Source organism: Amycolatopsis sp. NPDC049252, from assembly GCF_043197175.1.
GTDB lineage: Bacteria > Actinomycetota > Actinomycetes > Mycobacteriales > Pseudonocardiaceae > Amycolatopsis.
Window position 1 is genome coordinate 138,686 of the sequence record NZ_JBICSQ010000001.1, and the last position, 16,151, is coordinate 154,836.

Sequence of the window (16,151 nt, forward strand, 5' to 3'; positions counted from 1 at the left end):
TCACCTTGCGGGACGGTCCTGAGAGGTTCCTGAGCCGAACCTGTGCATCGGAGATGAGTATGGCCGGGTCACCCCGCCGCGCGGAGCCGTTCCGCGATTTGCTCCGGTGTCGCGTCGTTCACCCAGACCGCCATGCCCGATTCGGACCCCGCGAGATACTTCAGCTTGTCCTTCGCGCGCAGCACGGAGAACAGCTCCAGGTGGAGCCAGCCGAGGTCGCGGTCCTGGCGCACCGGCGCCTGGTGCCACGCCGCGATGTAGGGCAGCGGCCGGTCGTACAGCGCATCGCAGCGGCGCAGGACGTCCAGGTAGACGTCGGCGAAGTCGTCGCGCTCGGCGTCGGTCAGCTCCGGGATGTCCGGGACCTGCCGGTGCGGCACGATCTGCACCTGGACCGGCCATCGTGCCGCCGGCGGCACGAACGCCGTCCAGTGCTCGCCGGAGGCCACCACGCGCGCGCCGGACTTGCGTTCGGCGGCCAGCACGTCGCCGAGCACCGCGCGCCCGTGTTCGGCCTGGTAGGCGCGGGCGACGTCGAGCATCCGGGCGGTCTTCGGCGTGACGAACGGGTACCCGTAGATCTGCCCGTGCGGGTGGGACAGCGTGACGCCGATTTCCTCGCCGCGGTTCTCGAACGGGAAGACCTGCTCCACACCGGGCACTTCGGACAGCCCGGCGGTGCGGTCGGCCCAGGCGTCCACCACGGCCCGCACCTGCTTCGGCGTCAAGCCGGCGAAGGAACCGTCGTGGTTGCTGGTGAAGCACACGACCTCGCAGCGGCCCCGGCCGGGCGCGGTCGGCACCAGCCCCAGACCGTCCACAGTAGACGGCTCGCCGACGACGTCCTCGGCGAAGGAGGGAAAGCGGTTCTCGAAAACGACGACATCGTAGTCGCTTTCGGGAATCTCACTCGGTTTTCCCGGCTTGCTCGGGCACAGCGGGCACAAGTCGGCGGGCGGCTTGTACGTGCGCGTCTGCCGGTGCGCGGCCATCGCGACCCACTCGTGGGTCAGCGGGTCGAGCCGGATCTCCGACGCGGCCGAAACCGGCGGCAGGTCGCGGGTGTCCTCGGCGACGCGCTCGGGCGCGCCGGGCTGGTCGAAATAGATGATCTCCCGGCCGTCGGCCAGGTGCCGTGACGTGCGCTTCACGCTTCTTCAGCCTCGACCGTCTCCGCCGTCTCGGCGATCATGAGTTCCCCTGCCCTTTCGGCGAGTATTTCCTTGGCGTCGTCGGGAATCCCGTCGTCGGTGACGACGACGTCGGCCTCGTCCAGGTCGGCGATCGTCGAGATGCCGACGGTGCCCCACTTGGTGTGGTCGGCGAGCACGATCAGCTTGCGCCCGGCCTCGACCAGCGCGCGGTCGGTCTCGCTCTCGGTCAGGTTCGGCGTCGTGAAGCCCGGCCCGTCGGACATCCCGTGCACCCCGAGGAAGACGAGGTCGAGGTGCAGCGACCGCAGGCTGTGCACGGCGACCGGCCCGACCAGCGCGTCCGACGGCGTCCGCACCCCGCCGGTGAGCACGACCGTGCGGTCCGGCTGGGTCGACCCGCGGAGCACGTCGGCGACCTGGATCGAGTTGGTCACGATGGTGAGCCCGGGGATCGCGTCGAGCGCCCGCGCGAGCGTCCACGTGGTGGTGCCGGCGGAGATGCCGATCGCGGTGCCGGGCCGGACCAGGGTCGCGGCGAGTTCGGCGATCGCGTCCTTCTGCGCGCGCTGGCGCACGGACTTGGCCTCGAAGCCGGGTTCGTCGGTGCTCTTGCCGACGATCGAAGTGGCGCCGCCGTAGACCTTCTCGACGAGCCCGCGGCCGGCCAGGACGTCCAGGTCGCGGCGCACGGTCATGTCGGACACGCCGAGCCTGGTCACGAGGTCACTGACCCGGACCGCACCGGTCCGGCGTGCCTCTTCCAGGATCACCGCCTGTCGCTGACGCGCCAGCACCGTTCACTCCGTCCCGAGTCGCTCCCCAACCACACAAAATCCTACACGATTCAACACGGTATCTGGTGCGGAGATCCGGGTGAACTTCGAAACGCCAGGTCACAGCCAGGCGAGCCCGATCGGCAACACCAAGCCCCAGCCGAACAACACCACCATGAGCGAAGGGACCGCAATCCACCCCGGGCGCGCCACCGCCCACGGCGGCCAGGCATGAACGAAGCGGCAAGCGCCGATCCTGGCCGTCTCACGGCGGTGGCAGCAACCTCAGCCGGGCGCGCCCGGCAGCCGGATCGTCATCAGCGCGCCGCCCTCGGGCGCCCGCGCCGCGTAGACCGCCCCGCCGTGGCGCTCGGCCGCGTGCTTGACGATCGCGAGGCCGAGCCCGGAACCGGGCAGCGTCCGCGCCTCCGACGAGCGGTAGAACCGGTCGAACACCTTCGGCAGGTCCTCCTCGGCGATGCCCGGGCCGGCGTCCGCCACCTCGACCACGGCGGTGCCGTCGCCGAGCGGGTAGAGCCGCACCCAGACCGTCGCGTCCGGCGGCGAGAACTTGACCGCGTTGTCCAGCAGGTTCAGCACCGCGCGTTCGATCGAGCTGTTGTCGCCGGTGAGCACCCACGGCTGCAGCGAGACGTCGAAGTTGATCTCGCCCGCGCGCCGCCGCGCCCGGTCCAGCGCCCGCTCGACGACCTCCAGCAGCTCGACGCGCTCGAAGCGCTCACGCGGCTCGTCCTGGCGCGCGAGCTCGACGAGGTCGCCGATGAGCTGGGTCAGCTCGTCGAGCTGGCCGCTGATGTCCGCGACGATGTCGACGCGGTCGGCGTCCGGCAGCGGCGGCGCGCCGGGTTTGCTCGCGGCGAGCAGCAGCTCGAGGTTGGTGCGCAGCGACGTCAACGGCGTCCGCAGTTCGTGGCCCGCGTCCGCGACCAGCTGGCGCTGCCGTTCCTGCGAGTCCGCGACCGTGCCGAGCATGGTGTTGAACGTCTGGGTGAGGCGGGCCAGCTCGTCGTCGCCGCTGACCGGGATGGGCCGCAGGTCGCCGGTCTTGGAGACGCGCTCGGCGGCCGAGGTCAGCCTGTCGACCGGGCGCAGGCCGGCCCGCGCGACCGCGGTGCCCGCCGCGGCGGCAACCAGGATGCCCGCGCCGCCGATGAGGAACAGCACCAGGGCGAGCTCGTTCAGCGTGCGTTTGGTCGGGCCCATCGACTGGGCCAGCACGATGGCCTCGCCGTGCCCGGACGGCAGCGCGACGACCCGGGCGTCCGTGCGGAAGTCCGTGCGCAACGACTGCGGCGAATCACCGTTGGCGACGTCGAGCTCCCGCTGGTCGAACGGCGGCGCCGAGCTCGACAGCGGGTAGGTCATCACGGCGTGCTGGACGTCGGGGGCGGCGTTGAGCTGCCCGATCTGCAGGTCGGCGCTCGCCAGGAAGGCGCCGGGGACCTGCCGCAGCTCGGTCTGCACCTGCGGCGAGTTGACCGCCGCCTCGGCGCGCGCGACGAGGCCGTCGTCCAGCTGCTGGTAGAGGTTGCTGCTGACGACCAGGTACGCGCCGATCGAGACCAGCGCGACGGCACCGGCGACACAGGCCGCGGCGAGCAGCGTGACCCGGCCACGCAGGGAGAACCGGCGCGTACCCCAGCGGGTGCCGCGCGGGTCCTCCTCCGCGGGCGGGTCGATCACGGGGGCGTTTCCCTCAGGACGTAACCCACCCCCCGCACCGTGTGGATCAGCCTCGGCTCCGCTTCGGCCTCCGTCTTGCGGCGCAAATAGCCGACGTAGACCTCCAGTGCGTTGCCCGACGTCGGGAAGTCGTAACCCCATACTTCCTCCAGTATCCGGCCCCGCGTGAGGACGTGCTTCGGGTAGGAAAGGAACAGTTCCAGCAGTGCGAACTCGGTCCGGGTCAGGCTGATCTCGCGGCCGCCGCGGCGGACCTCGCGCGTGCCCGGGTCGAGCGTCAGGTCCGCGAAGGACAGGGTCTCCGTCTCCTGTCCGTTCTGGCCGTCCGGGATGGCGCGGCGCAGCAGCGCGCGGAGCCGGGCGAGCAGCTCCTCGAGCGCGAACGGTTTCGGCAGGTAGTCGTCGGCTCCGGCGTCCAAGCCGGACACCCGGTCCGAGACGGTGTCGCGGGCGGTCAGCACGAGGATCGGCAGGTCGTCGCCGGTGCTGCGCAGGCGGCGGGCGACCTCCAGGCCGTCGAGGCGCGGCATCATGACGTCCAGGACCATCGCGTCGGGCCGGTTGGCGATGATGGCTTCCAGCGCCTGCGCACCGTCGCTGGCCAGCTCGACCTGGTAGCCGTTGAACTCCAGGGACCGCCGAAGCGACTCACGGACGGCGCGGTCGTCGTCCACCACAAGGATGCGCATAGCGGTAGTTTTACTCAGCGTGCTGAGACTCGCCTAAGAACACACACAGAACACACAAAGAGTTTGCTCACTCCGGACCGCGCGCGACCGGGGCGTTCCAGTGCCGCCACAGCGCGACCATCCGCACGGCGACGACCGCGGCGGCCGCCACGACGGTCACCGGCCCCTCCGGCAGTCGCAGAGCGTGACCGATGGCGACGAGCACCGAGCCGGCCAGCGCGGCCACGGCGTAGATCTCCTTCCGCAGGACCAGCGGGATTTCCCGGAGCAGCAGATCGCGCACGGCACCACCGCCGATCCCGGTCGTCATGCCGATCAAGCACGCGGCGTAGACGGTCGCGCCGGCGTTGAGCGCGATGGTCGTCCCGGCGGTGGCGAACACGCCGAGGCCGAGCGCGTCGGCGAGCAGCACGCCGCGCCGCAGCCGCGCGACCTGCGGGTGGAAGACGAACACGACGAGGGCCGTCACCGCGCAGACGGCGAGGTAGGGCCAGTTCCGCAGCGTCGTCGGCGGGTGGATGCCGAGCAGGACGTCCCGGATGACCCCGCCGCCGAGCGCGGTGGTGAGCCCGACCACGACGACGCCGAAGACGTCGAGCCGGGCCCGCACGGCGGCCAGCGCGCCGGACGCCGCGAAGGCGACGAGCCCGAGGAACTCCAGCGCCGTGAGCAGCATCTACTGGTCGAGCAGGCCACCGCGGTAGGCCAGGAGGGCGGCCTGCACGCGGTTCGCCGCCCCGATCTTGGAGAGCACGGCGGAGACGTACCCCTTGACGGTGGCTTCGGACAGGTGAAGGCGCCCGCCGATCTCGGCGTTGGACAGCCCCTGCCCGATCAGCGCGACGACCTCGCGCTCGCGTTCGGACAGTGAGGCGAGCAGCTTCCGGGCGGGCTGAGCAGCGCGTTGTTCGTCCCGATGGGACTGAACCATCCGCGCGGCAACACCCGGGTCCAGGACGGCCCCGCCCCGGGCCAGGTCCCTGACCGCGCGCAGGAGGGCCGCGGGGTCGATGTCCTTGAGGAGGAAGCCGTTGGCCCCGAGCCGCAGGGCGAGGCTGACGTACTCGTCGATGTCGAAGGTGGTCAGCATGGCGACGGTGGGCGGATCGGGCAGGGCGAGGATGGCCCGGAGCGCGCGGATGCCGTCGTCGGGGGCACGCATCTTGATGTCGAGAAGGGCCACGTCAGGGTGATATCGGCGCGCGACTTCCACCGCGGATCTGCCGTCGCTCGCCTCGCCCACGATCTCGATGTCCTGGGCCCCGGACATCATCGCGCGCAGCCCCGAGCGCACCAGTTCCTCGTCGTCGGCGAACATGAGCTTGATCAACGAAGCCCTCCGCAACAGCCAGTAGGAGGCGGCTCCCCGCGTCCCGTTAACGAAGGTTACCTACTGTTGTTCAGCAGTTCGAAACCAGACACGACCAGGTGACCTGCTGGTCCGTCCAGGTCAGGTGCCATCGGCCCACCCTGGGGGTGTAGGGCTGCGATCAGAACCACTCAGTCGGGTGACGACGGAGGTCGGGCTACTCCATCCGTGCCCCTTCGCCTGCACCCGCCCGAGGCAAGCTAAGCTTGCGTCGGCAAGGCCCTCGTAGCTCAGGGGATAGAGCACCGCTCTCCTAAAGCGGGTGTCGCAGGTTCGAATCCTGCCGGGGGCACCATCCCGACCAAGCGTTTCCGCAGGTCAGCCCTTTCCTCCCGTGAGGTCGGCGTAGACCCGGAAACGCGAACCCCAGGTCACGCCTGTTCCCGTTGGTCTCCTACGGGGTCTAGGGCCCGCGTTGGCCGTTTGACGGTTCGGCCGCCCATACTGCCTGGACTCCGGCGCCGGCTGTCCCTGCCCGGGACCAGCCCTCTCACACCTCCGTCTGCTGATCGATCGCGGCCTCGTAGAAGGCGTCCGCGAGGGCCATGATGACGGCGCTGATGGCGGGTCCGTCGCTGAAGAAGTAGTCGGCCATGGTGTTGTGGGCCTCCTGGTTGTCGACGACGGCCTCGGTGACCGCAGCTTGGAAGTCCTGCGATTCGATGAACTGCTTCTTCGAGTTCACCTTGGTCTGGTTGATCAGGTCCGGGTAGGCGAGCAGCCGCTGCACCAGTCCCTGCACGAACTCGCGAACCTGGAACGTGGTGAACGACTCGGCGCCAAAGAGGTCGTTCATCTTGTCGATGACGACCTGGAGTGCGACGTACTTCGGCTCCTTTCGGGTGCCGGTTCCCGCGGCGTCGATCCCCTTCAGCTCGCCGTCGCCGATTAGCGAGATGTCGACCGCGGCCCCCTTGTTGTGCTTGACCCCGACCAGGATCACATCGGAGAGGTCGACCTCCGCAGTCCAGGATGAGTCTGCGATGACCTTCTCCAGCAGCCGCAGGAAGATCGAGAGCATCTCCATGTACGGGTCGCCGTAGTCGATGATCTGGCTCATGAAGTCGTAGAGCCGGACGAGGGTGGAGACGTCCTTGCGGAACAGGTCGAGGGTGTTGAGGGTGACCTTGTCGTCGGCCTCGATCGCAGCCGCGTAGCGGCGGGCGAACTCGTTCTTGGCCGGGCTGATCGCAGCCGAGAGCGCGTTGTTGCCCTTCCGGGTGACCCACAGTTCGGCGACCTCGCGCACCTGCTCTGGCGTGTAGATCCCAGCTTGGGCGAGCTTGGTGGCGAGGTGGAAGACGACGTACGGGTCGGTCTCGGTCTCCAGGGTCGCGTTGGTGAAGTACGGCTCGAACGCTGTCCGGATGTCCTCGGGCTTGTTCACGAAGTCGATGACGAACGTCTTGCGCTTCTGCTCCCCGCCTGTGGTCCGATGGGTGCGGTTGAGCCGGGAGAGCGTCTGCACGGCGGCGACCCCGGAGAGTTTCTTGTCGACGTACATCGCCGAGAGCAGCGGCTGGTCGAACCCGGTCTGGAACTTGTTGGCGACCAGCATGATCTTGTACGTAGCGCCCTTGAAGGCGGCGGCCAGGTCCGAGCCTGCGCCGGGGTTCAGGTTGGCCTCGGTGAACTCGTCGTCCTTGCTTGGCTGCGGCCCCCAGTCCGAGACCCACTCCTCGTCCTCGGTCATCGTCACCGAGCCGGAGAAGGCGACCAGGGTGCGGTAGGTATACGAGGCGTCCATAGCGGCCCGCTTGGCGATGTAGGCGTCGATCGCCTTCTTGTACTTCACCGCAGCCTTGCGCGAGTCGGTTACGACCATCGCTTTCGCCTTGCCTTCCAGCAAATGGGCTACGTTGGCGTGGAAGTGCTCGACGATGATCTGCACTTTCTGGCTGATGTTGGTCGGGTGCAGCTTCACCCACCGCATCAGCCCCTTCCGGGCTGCGGCCTCGTCCACCACCTCGTCTCCGTCGCCGCTCTCGGCCTGACCGGCGATCTTCAGCGCGGTGTCGTAGGACTGGTAGCCCCTGAGCACGTCGAGGATGTAGCCCTCCTCGATCGCCTGCCGCATCGAGTAGAGGTGGAACTCGACCGGCTTCCCGTCCGGCCCCTTGCGGCCGAAGAGCTCCAGCGTCTTGTTCTTCGGCGTCGCGGTGAACGCGAGGTAGGAGATGTCCTTCGACTCCGCCCGCTCGGTCATCTCCGAGGCGAGGATCGCCTCGACGTCGACGGCGCCGCCCTCCTCGATCTCCTTGACCTCCTCGGCGGTCAGCACGGCCTTGAGCTTGGAAGAGATTTGCCCGGACTGCGAGGAGTGCGCCTCGTCCGCGATCACCGCGAATCGCCTACCTTTGAGGCCCCTGTCCCCCCGGATCTCGCCAAGCGCGAACGGGAAGGTCTGCACCGTCACCGCGATGATCAGCTCACCGTTCGCCAACGCGGTCGCCAGCAGCCTGGACTTCGACTTTGCCCCCGCCTTACGGACGTCCTCCGGGCTGATCGTGGCAACGATCTTCCCCGACCCGTCGATCTGCCGAATCGCGTCCTGGAGCTGCCCGTCAAGCACGGTGCGGTCCACGACCACGATCACCGAGTCGAAGACCTTCTCGTCGTTCACGTGCAGCCGCGCCAGCCGGTGCGCGGTCCAGGCAATGGTGTTCGTCTTCCCCGAACCCGCCGAGTGCTCGATCAAGTAGCGTTGCCCCACCCCTTCCTCGCGCACCGCGGCCATGATGTTCGTCACGGCCTCCCACTGGTGGAATCGCGGGAAAAGCATGCTCGTACGCCGCGCCGACATTCCGGTCGCGACATCCCATTCCTCCTTAGTCTCCACGATCATCAGCCGGCCGATGATGTTGAGCCAAGAGTGCTTCTCCCAGACTCGCTCCCACAGATACGCCGTCGCCGATCGCCCGCCCGCGCCGGGCGGGTTTCCTGCGCCACTGTCGTGACCCATGTTGAACGGCAGAAAGTGGGTCTTCGCGCCCTCAAGCCGGGTGGTCATCGCAGCCAAGTCGTTGGAGACCGCGAAGTGCACCAACGCCCGGTGCCCGAACGACAGCAGCGGCTCCGGCCGACCGTTGGTCAGCGGGCTCCGGCTTCTGCGGTACTGGTTGACCGCCTCATCCAGCGACTGAGTGAAGTCGGTCTTCAACTCCACGGTGGCGACCGGGAGCCCGTTGACGAAGAACACCAGGTCGATACTGCGCTGGTCAGCGGTAGAAAAGTGCACCTGCCGCATCACTCGCACCCGCATGGCCGCGTACTTCTCGTTGGAGGTCGCGTTCAGGCCGGTCTCGGGCCGAAACTGCGCCATCTTCAACCGGCCACCACCGATGTACTGCACTCCGTTGCGCAGGATGTTCAGCGTCCCGCCACCATGTTCGAGAGGCTTACCGAGCGCCGTGGTCAGCACATCAAGGAACTTCGCCTTCGACCCCGCCGCCCTCAGGGCTTTCTGGTAAGCCGCCTGCTGGGTCTGTTCCAACCACGCGAACAGGTCGTCGGGGAAGAGCGCACGCTCCCGGTCGTAGCCTTTGTCGTTCGTCGAGTGCAGCCACCCGTGGTCGGTCAGGTACTCGCAGATCTCGGTCTCGAAGACGTTCTCGTGGTGGTCCGCCATCACATCATCTCCCGTACGTCGATCTGCGCCGTCACCGCCGCCGTGATCAACGCCGCCCGCCGCTCGCGGGCGAGCTCGATGAACCGCTCGGTCTCTGCGATGAGCTGATCGATCTTGGCGGTCTCGCTGTTTAAGCGCGCGACGACGCGGCGCTGCTCATCCACGGGAGGCAGTGACATCGGCAGGTTCACAATGTCGGACTGGCTGATGTTGAGCATCGAGTGACTTGCGCCAGTCGCCTCCAACTCGATCAGATCGCGCCACCTGCGGCTTCCGAGCACTGCCGCTACAAACCGCGATTCGGCCCGGCTCTCATCGAGCGAGAAGGCGTAAAGCTTGTCACAGAGCATGAGCCGCGGAAAGTCACCCTCGACCACCGCCGCGCTACCGACCAGTTCGCGGGTATTGGCGCGCGAGACGATGAGGTCACCTCGAGTAACGACGATGGCTGGGCGCGGGATCTCTTCCTCAGGCAACTCCTTGTTCTCCATCGGACGGAAACGACCGCCGTTTGCCGCTCCAGCCTTGAGCACGGCCCAAGTCTCGACACCGTCTGCTGGCCAGGAGTAGCACTGCGGGCTCCACCCCTGCCGAACCGATCGAATGACGTGTTTCAGTCGCGCCCCACTGGTAGCGACAGTGGACACCGCCTCCTCAACCGCCGCCCGCCGACGCTCGCGGAGCATCTCGATCAGGCGCTGCTGTTCCTCGATGAGCGTGTCGATGCGCACGGTCTCGCGGTCGAGGTAGTCGGCGATTGCGCGCTGCTCCTCCAGCGGTGGCACCACGATCCGAAGCGTCGCGGCATCTTTCTGATAGATAGTCTGATGAGTCGAGCCCATGTTGAGCGATTTGAACTCGGCGGTCATCGACTTGAACTGGTAGTTCAGGTACTCGGGGATCAACTCGGGCCCGCACACCCAGTTCCAGAAGTCCTGGCTGGTCGCCATGGGCCTCGGCATGACGCCGGAGAAACCCACTGATGCCGTCCGGGACAAAACCACCGTGCCGGCGGGGAGCAACTCCGCAGCCGAGTTGGCGAGGCCCAACTCATTGATCTTGTTCGCGGTGTCGCCGAGGTAGATCTGCTTACCGTCACGCAACTGCCATACGTCGGCGAGTGTGAACCACGGGATTTCGGTGTTCTCCCAATAGGCCAACACCGAGCGGCTCGGCGTGTGGCCGCTCTTCATCTCGGCGAATCGACGAATGTTGCCGCTCTGCCAGTGACTGGGAATAGTAGTGGCAAACGTCACTTCGCTACCTCATTCAAGAGGTCGAGGATCTTGGCGACCTGATTTTCCAGGTCGGTGTCGATCTCGGCGAGAGAGCGGGGTGGGACGTACTTGTAGAACTGGCGAGTGAAAGGGATTTCGTAACCGGTCTTGACCTTGGACCAGTCGATCCAGGTGCCGGGGACGTGCGGCTTCACCTCGGCGTCGAAGTAGGCGTTGATGACCTCGACTTCACCAGCCGGGCCGGCGGTCGAGCCTCCATAGGTGAATGGGACGTTCTCGGTGTCACGCTTCTTCGTATCTGGCTTGGACTTGCCCTTACGGTCCACCACAGGGTTGCCACACTCGTCGAGCAGCGTGCGCTCGACGGTGATGGTCCAATAGCCGAACTCATCGTTGCGTAGCACCTTCGAGTAGTCAGGGTCGGCATCGAGGAAGTCGGCGTACAACTTCACCACCTTGCCCCTGTCCGCCTCGCTGAGCTCACGGTTCTTCGACCCGAGGCTCTTGCGCATCTTGGTCCAGAACGAGGTGCCATCGATTAGCTGGACCAGGCCCTTGCGGTCGGGATGCTTGGTGTTGTCGAGAATCCAGATGTAAGTGGAGATGCCGGTGTTGAAGAACATGTTGGTCGGCAGCGCGACGATGGCATCGACCAGGTCGTTCTCCAGCAACCACCTGCGAATGTTGGAGGGGCCGGACTCGGCGGCGCCGCTAAAGAGCGGCGAGCCGTTCATGACGATGCCGACCCGGCCGCCGCCGTCCTCGGGCGCCCGCATCTTGTGGGCAAGGTGCAGCAGAAACAACATCTGCCCGTCCGAGGTCGACGGGAGGCCGGGGGCAAACCGACCGTAGGGGCCCGCTTCGTCACGCTCCTTCGTGACCGCCTTCGCGTACTGCTTCCAGTCGACGCCGTATGGCGGGTTGGACATGCAGAAGTCGAACTGGCGTCCCGTGAACGCGTCATCGGTGAGTGTGTTGCCGAAGGCGATGTTGGTCGCATCGTGGCCCCTGGCCAGCAGGTCGGACTTGCAGATCGCGTACGACTGCGGGTTGTACTCCTGACCGAACAGGCTGAGCTTCGCGTCGGGGTTGCGGTCGAGCAGGTGCTCCTCGGCCAGAGCGAGCATGCCGCCGGTGCCCGCCGTGGGGTCATACAGCGTGCGGACGATGCCTGCCTCGGCGAGGTCGGCGTCCTTCTCGGCGAAGAGCAGGTCGACCAACAGCCGGATCGCGTCCCTTGGGGTGTAGTGGTCACCCGAGGTCTCGTTCGCGGCCTCGTTGAACTTGCGGATGATGTACTCGAACGCGTCGCCCATGTCGGCGTTGGAGACTACGTCGGGGTGCAGGTCGATGGCTCTGAAGGACGTGAGAACCTCGCGCAGAAGTTCCGCCTTCTCCAGGGCGAGGATCTCCTTCTTGAAATCGAAGTACTCGAACACGTCGACGTCGGGCGAGAACCGGTCGATGTAGTCGACCAGGTTGTCGGCCAGCCCGTCGGCGTCTTTGAGGAGGTTGGCGAAGGAGTAGTTCGAGGTGTTGTAGAACGGCTGGCCGGCCGCCTTCTTGACCTCGATCCTGAGGCGGTTCGGGTTGTCGTACTTCGCCGCCAACTTACGGACCGTCTCAAGGTCGGGCTCAAGGATGCAGTCGAGGCGACGCAGGATCGTGAGCGGGAGGATCACGTTGCCGTACTGGTTGGGGCGGTAGGGTCCCCGAAGCTGGTCGGCGATCGACCAGATGAAGCTACCGAGGGTACTCACAAGGCTCCTTCGAAGGCTCACTCGACGACAGATGTCGGAACGCCAGCGCGAGCCCGTGCGCGCCGTCCGACCAGGCGGCGCACGACCTGCATCAGCCGGTGCGCCGCAAGAGCATCATTGCGCATCACGGCACTGCGCAAGCCGAGAACTGTATTCACCCAGGTCAGACGGCATACCGCTGGGAACTGGGGCCTTGGTGGGGATGCTTGCTCCGGCCACGAGATCGGACAGCAGCAGGGTGAGCACACGTTCCTCGTGCACCGGCGAACGTGTGCGGTCGCAAACCACCCGCAGTTCGGCGACAGTGGCCAAGAGGTCGTTGGGGGCGTCGTGGTGACCGCTCGGGCCGCACTCTTCGGTATAGGTTCGCGCGTTGAAACGCCACGACAGCGCACTGGACGCCACGGAGAGCACTTGGTCGGCGATGGTGAACCCGGCCAAGTCGAAATCCTGCTCGTGCGTGGATCGTGCAGCCGGCGGCAGCGAGTTCGGCGAGGAGGTCGAGGGCGGCACCGGAGGCGATCCCGTCGGTGCAAACCAGGGGTGGACAGGTCGGGCCGAGCGCATCGGCGGCGGCTTCCGCGATGGTGGGGTTCTCGCACACGAACACGTCGCCCGCGGGAGTAGTCCAAGTCCCCGTGAGCGAACGGGGTGTCAACCAGGTGGGTTCGCCGGGTGCGGCGGCGCACAGCCTTGTGGCCGGAGATTCGCCGATCAGCGGCAGGTTCAGCGCCAGCACGCGGGAGGACATGCCGTCGCACATCACTCTGCGGCGGCCCACGCCACGCGCCTTGCTCGACCGGCTCGTTGTGGTCGGGGCTGGTCGTGCTCGATCGCCAGGAGACGGGCCACGCCGCGGCCCAGTTGTCGATCGACATCCAGCGTGTGGGCGTCGTACAGGGTGCTCGCGGCGAGTTGGGCGAGCCTGGTCCCGCCAGCCACGGTGTGAAGTCGGACGATTACAGTCGCTACCAGTCCTGCTTGGCCTGGTCCGGGCCACCCGACAAGGCGTGCCAACATGCGCTGCCATCCACTAGCTGTAGTGACCATGGACGTTGTTGACGGTTGATCGGCGCGTCGGGTTGATCAAGGCGAAGACCTCCGTGTGTGGTGCTGGTGTCTGACGCCATCACCGAACACAACGGAGGTCTTCGTGTCCCACCGTAATGCCCGGTTGACCCTGCACGGCCGACGGTTGCTCATCGACCGTGTCACCGCTGGACGCCCGGTCGCCCATGTGGCCGCCGAGCTGGGAATCTCCCGCGCCACCGGGCACAAATGGGTCCGCCGCTACCGTCAGCACGGCGAGGCCGGCCTGCTCGATCGCTCCAGCAGGCCACGGCACTCACCTACTCGCCTTCCCGAGGCAACCGAGCAACAGATCATCGACCTGCGCCGGACCCGTCGGCTGGGCCCGGCCCGCATCGCCGGGATCCTCGACCTGCACGCCTCCACGGTGCACCGGGTTCTGACCCGCCACCACATGCCGAAACTGGCCTGGCTGGACCGCCCGACCGGGCAACCGATCCGCCGCTATGAACGCGCCCGACCCGTCTCATGGCGCTGCGTGCACCGAAGTGGCACGTGCACGCAGCATGTCGAAACGCAGACCAAGAACACGACTGGACCAACGCCGAGCCAGGAAGCAAGGCTGCGACGGACTGCAAGGAGACCTGTCGCCTGTGCTCGGTCCGCCTCACCTGCGCCATTACGGCACTCATCACTGATGAGAGCTACGGCGTGTGGGGCGGCATGGATCAAGTCGACCGCGAAGCACTGAGACACGCCGCTGCCCAAATCGCGGCATGAACGCGACAGTCACTTCGAGCAGCGGACCCGCCGCCAGCAGCAAGGGTGAAGCCTTGGACGTTGTCTTCGAGATCAACCTCGTTGACGGCGCCGAAGCTGAACGCCTTGGTCTACAGCAGGCGGCGGTCATCCGCGACGTACTGCGCTGGTACCGACGAAACGGCACCAGCGCGTCGCCGGCCGCGAGCGTCATCTGACTACTGCAAGTGGTAATTGGCCTGAACTACTAAGCATCCGCTCCGAGACCGCTGGTCAGCCCTGTTCCCATCCTTTGTTGATCCTGCCGGGGGCACACCGCGTCGTTCTCTTCAGACGGTTTGCGCGCAATTCGAAGTGATAGCGATTTCCTCGTACCTCAGCTCTGAGCTGGCGTCTTGAAGTCGGTTCCAGCGATGGCGCATCAGTTCCATGAACCCAGAGGTCCCCAGAGACGAAGTAGCGGCCCAGCGGTGTTCGGGCGACTGCCATGCCGAGAACCGGAATCACCGCCACGCAGGCTGCGGTGGGAAGTTGCGTTTCGGCGGGGATGGCCGCCTCGACCACGCCGGTTAAGGAGGTCCGCGCCCGCCCGATTGGTGATTGCGAGATCGGCGATCTCAAGCGAGGCTTCCAGGTCCGCGTCTCCGGTCAGCAGATACTCGAAGCTGGGAACTCGAGTCCTAACGATGCGCAGGACGATCTTGAGCACTGAGCGGTCGGGCATGTGCACGTCATAGCCACCCGAATCCACGGCCTAAACTGATTGGCATCGTGGAACTGCCGACCGCCTTGATGCCGCTCTGGCAAGCCGTGCACGCACGGCTGTCGGGCGGCTTGCCGGTCAGCCGGGTCACGGTCGGGCCGCTTGATCTCGCGCAGCGGACCGCTCTGGCCGATCTGCTCGGGTCCGCTCGGCTGCCCGGCGAACACGTCCAGATCAGCCTGGCCAAGCTCGACGAAGTGCTGCTGGAATCTACCGGCCAGGATTCCCGCGCCCTCGTCACCCAGCTCGTCGGGCCGATCGGCGATCGCGCGGGCGACCGGCGCGAAGCCTCGGCTCGACGCGCCGAGCTGTGGGACTGGCTCGCCGGCCACCCGGTCGTCTCGGCTCAACCCGTACTGCCTGACTGGGTGACAGGTATCAGGCGGGGCGGCCTTGTCGGCGGGTCGGTCGCCCGGACCTGGGAAGAGCTCGAAAAGGTCCTTGAGGTGCTGTCACGGCTGCCCGCCGCCGGGCAGCCGCTTCCGAAGTTCGCCGACGATGTCCTCGGCGACACGCATGCCTTGGACGAGGGCAAACGCTGCGCGAACCTCGTCCTGAAGGCCCTGGTCGCCATCTACGACGTCTCACCTCCGGTCGACGCACCTGAGCGGCGGGCTCTGTGGGAACGAGCTGGGATCGCGGACGACCAGCTGTCTTCCACCGTCCTCGCGGCCGGGCTGCGGACGCGGGGCGGCGTCGTCAGCGGCATCCTCGAACTGTGCGCCGACGCCGGGCTCGCGGCGCCCCTGACCCTGCAGCAGCTCCGGGCCACGACGGCGTTGACCAGCGCGCCGCCGGAGGTGTGGGTCTTCGAGAACCCCAGTGTGCTTGCTGTGGCGCTCGACCGGTTCGGCGAGCGCTGCCCGCCCTTGGTGTGCACGTCGGGGTGGCCGAGCAGCGCCGGAATCCTCCTGCTCAACCGCCTCTCCGCTGCGGGATCGGCGTTGTACTACCACGGCGACTTCGACGGCGAAGGGCTGCGGATCGCCGCCAACGTCGTTGCGCGGACCGGTGCGGTGCCCTGGCGGATGAGCAGCGACGACTACCTGGCCGCCGTGGCCGATGGGCCTCCCGTGGGCCGCGTCACCGCCGTGCCGTGGGATCCGCAGCTGGCCGGGCACCTCACCGACGCCGGGCGAACCGTTCCGGAGGAGCGCTTGGCCATGGCGCTTCTGGATGAAATCGTCCAGCGGACCACGAAGTGACAAAGACCGGTCACCGAATCCGAGTCTCCGAAAACTGTCGGTGCCGTCCCGTAGCGTGACCGATGACCACCGGGAGGCAG

Annotated in this window: 15 protein-coding genes, 1 tRNA gene and 2 pseudogenes; 6 read left to right on the forward strand and 12 right to left on the reverse strand. The window is 67.0% G+C overall.

Going from position 1 to position 16,151, the window contains the following annotated elements; translation table 11 throughout:
• Positions 1-68: 68 nt before the first annotated feature.
• Both galT and ACGFMK_RS00705 read right to left on the reverse strand, forming a co-directional pair.
• Complete coding sequence (gene galT, locus ACGFMK_RS00700) at positions 69-1,151, reverse strand: galactose-1-phosphate uridylyltransferase (protein ID WP_323323902.1); 1,083 nt, start codon at positions 1,149-1,151, stop codon at positions 69-71.
• Entirely contained in the window at positions 1,148-1,948 is an 801-nt protein-coding gene (locus ACGFMK_RS00705; protein WP_392755782.1) for a DeoR/GlpR family DNA-binding transcription regulator, read from the reverse strand. The genes galT and ACGFMK_RS00705 overlap by 4 nt, the downstream gene beginning before the upstream one ends.
• 79 nt (positions 1,949-2,027) lie before the next feature.
• On the opposite strand from ACGFMK_RS00705, the gene ACGFMK_RS00710 reads away from it, so the two are divergent.
• Positions 2,028-2,162, forward strand: a complete 135-nt coding sequence (locus ACGFMK_RS00710; protein WP_392755785.1) for a hypothetical protein — start codon at positions 2,028-2,030, stop codon at positions 2,160-2,162.
• Between the two features lie 50 nt (positions 2,163-2,212).
• On the opposite strand, the gene ACGFMK_RS00715 is transcribed toward ACGFMK_RS00710, so the two are convergent.
• From ACGFMK_RS00715 to ACGFMK_RS00730, 4 genes are all read right to left on the reverse strand, one after another.
• On the reverse strand, positions 2,213-3,631 hold the full coding sequence (locus tag ACGFMK_RS00715) for a HAMP domain-containing sensor histidine kinase (protein WP_323323906.1): 1,419 nt from the start codon (positions 3,629-3,631) through the stop codon (positions 2,213-2,215).
• A complete protein-coding gene (locus ACGFMK_RS00720; protein ID WP_392755787.1) occupies positions 3,628-4,320 on the reverse strand; it encodes a response regulator transcription factor in 693 nt (230 codons plus the stop codon). The genes ACGFMK_RS00715 and ACGFMK_RS00720 overlap by 4 nt, the downstream gene beginning before the upstream one ends.
• 67 nt (positions 4,321-4,387) lie before the next feature.
• The gene (locus ACGFMK_RS00725) at positions 4,388-4,996 is read right to left on the reverse strand and encodes a trimeric intracellular cation channel family protein (protein WP_392755789.1); all 609 of its coding nucleotides are present in this window, start codon (positions 4,994-4,996) and stop codon (positions 4,388-4,390) included.
• Positions 4,997-5,650, reverse strand: a complete 654-nt coding sequence (locus ACGFMK_RS00730; protein ID WP_003087851.1) for a response regulator transcription factor — start codon at positions 5,648-5,650, stop codon at positions 4,997-4,999. It abuts the gene before it with no gap.
• A 258-nt stretch (positions 5,651-5,908) separates the two neighbouring features.
• On the opposite strand from ACGFMK_RS00730, the gene ACGFMK_RS00735 reads away from it, so the two are divergent.
• Positions 5,909-5,984, forward strand: a tRNA-Arg gene (locus tag ACGFMK_RS00735).
• A 195-nt stretch (positions 5,985-6,179) separates the two neighbouring features.
• On the opposite strand, the gene ACGFMK_RS00740 is transcribed toward ACGFMK_RS00735, so the two are convergent.
• The 6 genes and pseudogenes from ACGFMK_RS00740 to ACGFMK_RS00765 form a co-directional block, all read right to left on the reverse strand.
• Complete coding sequence (locus tag ACGFMK_RS00740) at positions 6,180-9,317, reverse strand: type I restriction endonuclease subunit R (RefSeq protein WP_392755792.1); 3,138 nt, start codon at positions 9,315-9,317, stop codon at positions 6,180-6,182.
• A complete protein-coding gene (locus tag ACGFMK_RS00745; RefSeq protein WP_392755794.1) occupies positions 9,317-10,573 on the reverse strand; it encodes a restriction endonuclease subunit S in 1,257 nt (418 codons plus the stop codon). Before ACGFMK_RS00745 ends, ACGFMK_RS00740 begins: the two co-directional genes overlap by 1 nt.
• Entirely contained in the window at positions 10,570-12,315 is a 1,746-nt protein-coding gene (locus tag ACGFMK_RS00750; protein ID WP_392755796.1) for an N-6 DNA methylase, read from the reverse strand. Before ACGFMK_RS00750 ends, ACGFMK_RS00745 begins: the two co-directional genes overlap by 4 nt.
• 114 nt (positions 12,316-12,429) lie before the next feature.
• On the reverse strand, positions 12,430-12,882 hold the full coding sequence (locus ACGFMK_RS00755; RefSeq protein WP_392755798.1) for a DUF2399 domain-containing protein: 453 nt from the start codon (positions 12,880-12,882) through the stop codon (positions 12,430-12,432).
• Positions 12,821-13,078, reverse strand: a pseudogene (locus ACGFMK_RS00760) (DUF2399 domain-containing protein); the annotation flags it as partial. The gene ACGFMK_RS00755 and the pseudogene ACGFMK_RS00760, both read right to left, overlap by 62 nt.
• The gene (locus ACGFMK_RS00765; protein WP_392755800.1) at positions 13,078-13,365 is read right to left on the reverse strand and encodes a TIGR02679 domain-containing protein; all 288 of its coding nucleotides are present in this window, start codon (positions 13,363-13,365) and stop codon (positions 13,078-13,080) included. The pseudogene ACGFMK_RS00760 and the gene ACGFMK_RS00765, both read right to left, overlap by 1 nt.
• A gap of 103 nt (positions 13,366-13,468) precedes the next feature.
• On the opposite strand from ACGFMK_RS00765, the pseudogene ACGFMK_RS00770 reads away from it, so the two are divergent.
• The 4 genes and pseudogenes from ACGFMK_RS00770 to ACGFMK_RS00785 all read left to right on the forward strand — a co-directional run.
• Positions 13,469-13,867 (forward strand): annotated as a pseudogene (locus tag ACGFMK_RS00770) (helix-turn-helix domain-containing protein); the annotation flags it as partial.
• A gap of 5 nt (positions 13,868-13,872) precedes the next feature.
• Positions 13,873-14,124: a WhiB family transcriptional regulator gene (locus tag ACGFMK_RS00775; RefSeq protein ID WP_392755802.1), complete on the forward strand. Its 252-nt coding sequence runs from the start codon at positions 13,873-13,875 to the stop codon at positions 14,122-14,124.
• A complete protein-coding gene (locus ACGFMK_RS00780; protein WP_392755805.1) occupies positions 14,121-14,321 on the forward strand; it encodes a hypothetical protein in 201 nt (66 codons plus the stop codon). Before ACGFMK_RS00775 ends, ACGFMK_RS00780 begins: the two co-directional genes overlap by 4 nt.
• 553 nt (positions 14,322-14,874) lie before the next feature.
• Positions 14,875-16,071, forward strand: coding sequence for a TIGR02679 family protein (locus ACGFMK_RS00785; protein WP_392755807.1), 1,197 nt, complete (start codon positions 14,875-14,877; stop codon positions 16,069-16,071).
• The last annotated feature ends 80 nt before the right edge of the window (positions 16,072-16,151 follow it).

Bases quoted from the DNA above. Each gene is read 5' to 3' on its own strand.
- ACGFMK_RS00740 (WP_392755792.1), bottom strand. From the start codon at position 9,317: ATGGCGGACCACCACGAGAACGTCTTCGAGACCGAGATCTGCGAGTAC.
- ACGFMK_RS00780 (WP_392755805.1), top strand. From the start codon at position 14,121: ATGAACGCGACAGTCACTTCGAGCAGCGGACCCGCCGCCAGCAGCAAG.
- ACGFMK_RS00755 (WP_392755798.1), bottom strand. From the start codon at position 12,882: ATGCGCTCGGCCCGACCTGTCCACCCCTGGTTTGCACCGACGGGATCG.
- ACGFMK_RS00725 (WP_392755789.1), bottom strand. From the start codon at position 4,996: ATGCTGCTCACGGCGCTGGAGTTCCTCGGGCTCGTCGCCTTCGCGGCG.
- ACGFMK_RS00720 (WP_392755787.1), bottom strand. From the start codon at position 4,320: ATGCGCATCCTTGTGGTGGACGACGACCGCGCCGTCCGTGAGTCGCTT.
- ACGFMK_RS00765 (WP_392755800.1), bottom strand. From the start codon at position 13,365: ATGGTCACTACAGCTAGTGGATGGCAGCGCATGTTGGCACGCCTTGTC.
- ACGFMK_RS00775 (WP_392755802.1), top strand. From the start codon at position 13,873: ATGGCGCTGCGTGCACCGAAGTGGCACGTGCACGCAGCATGTCGAAAC.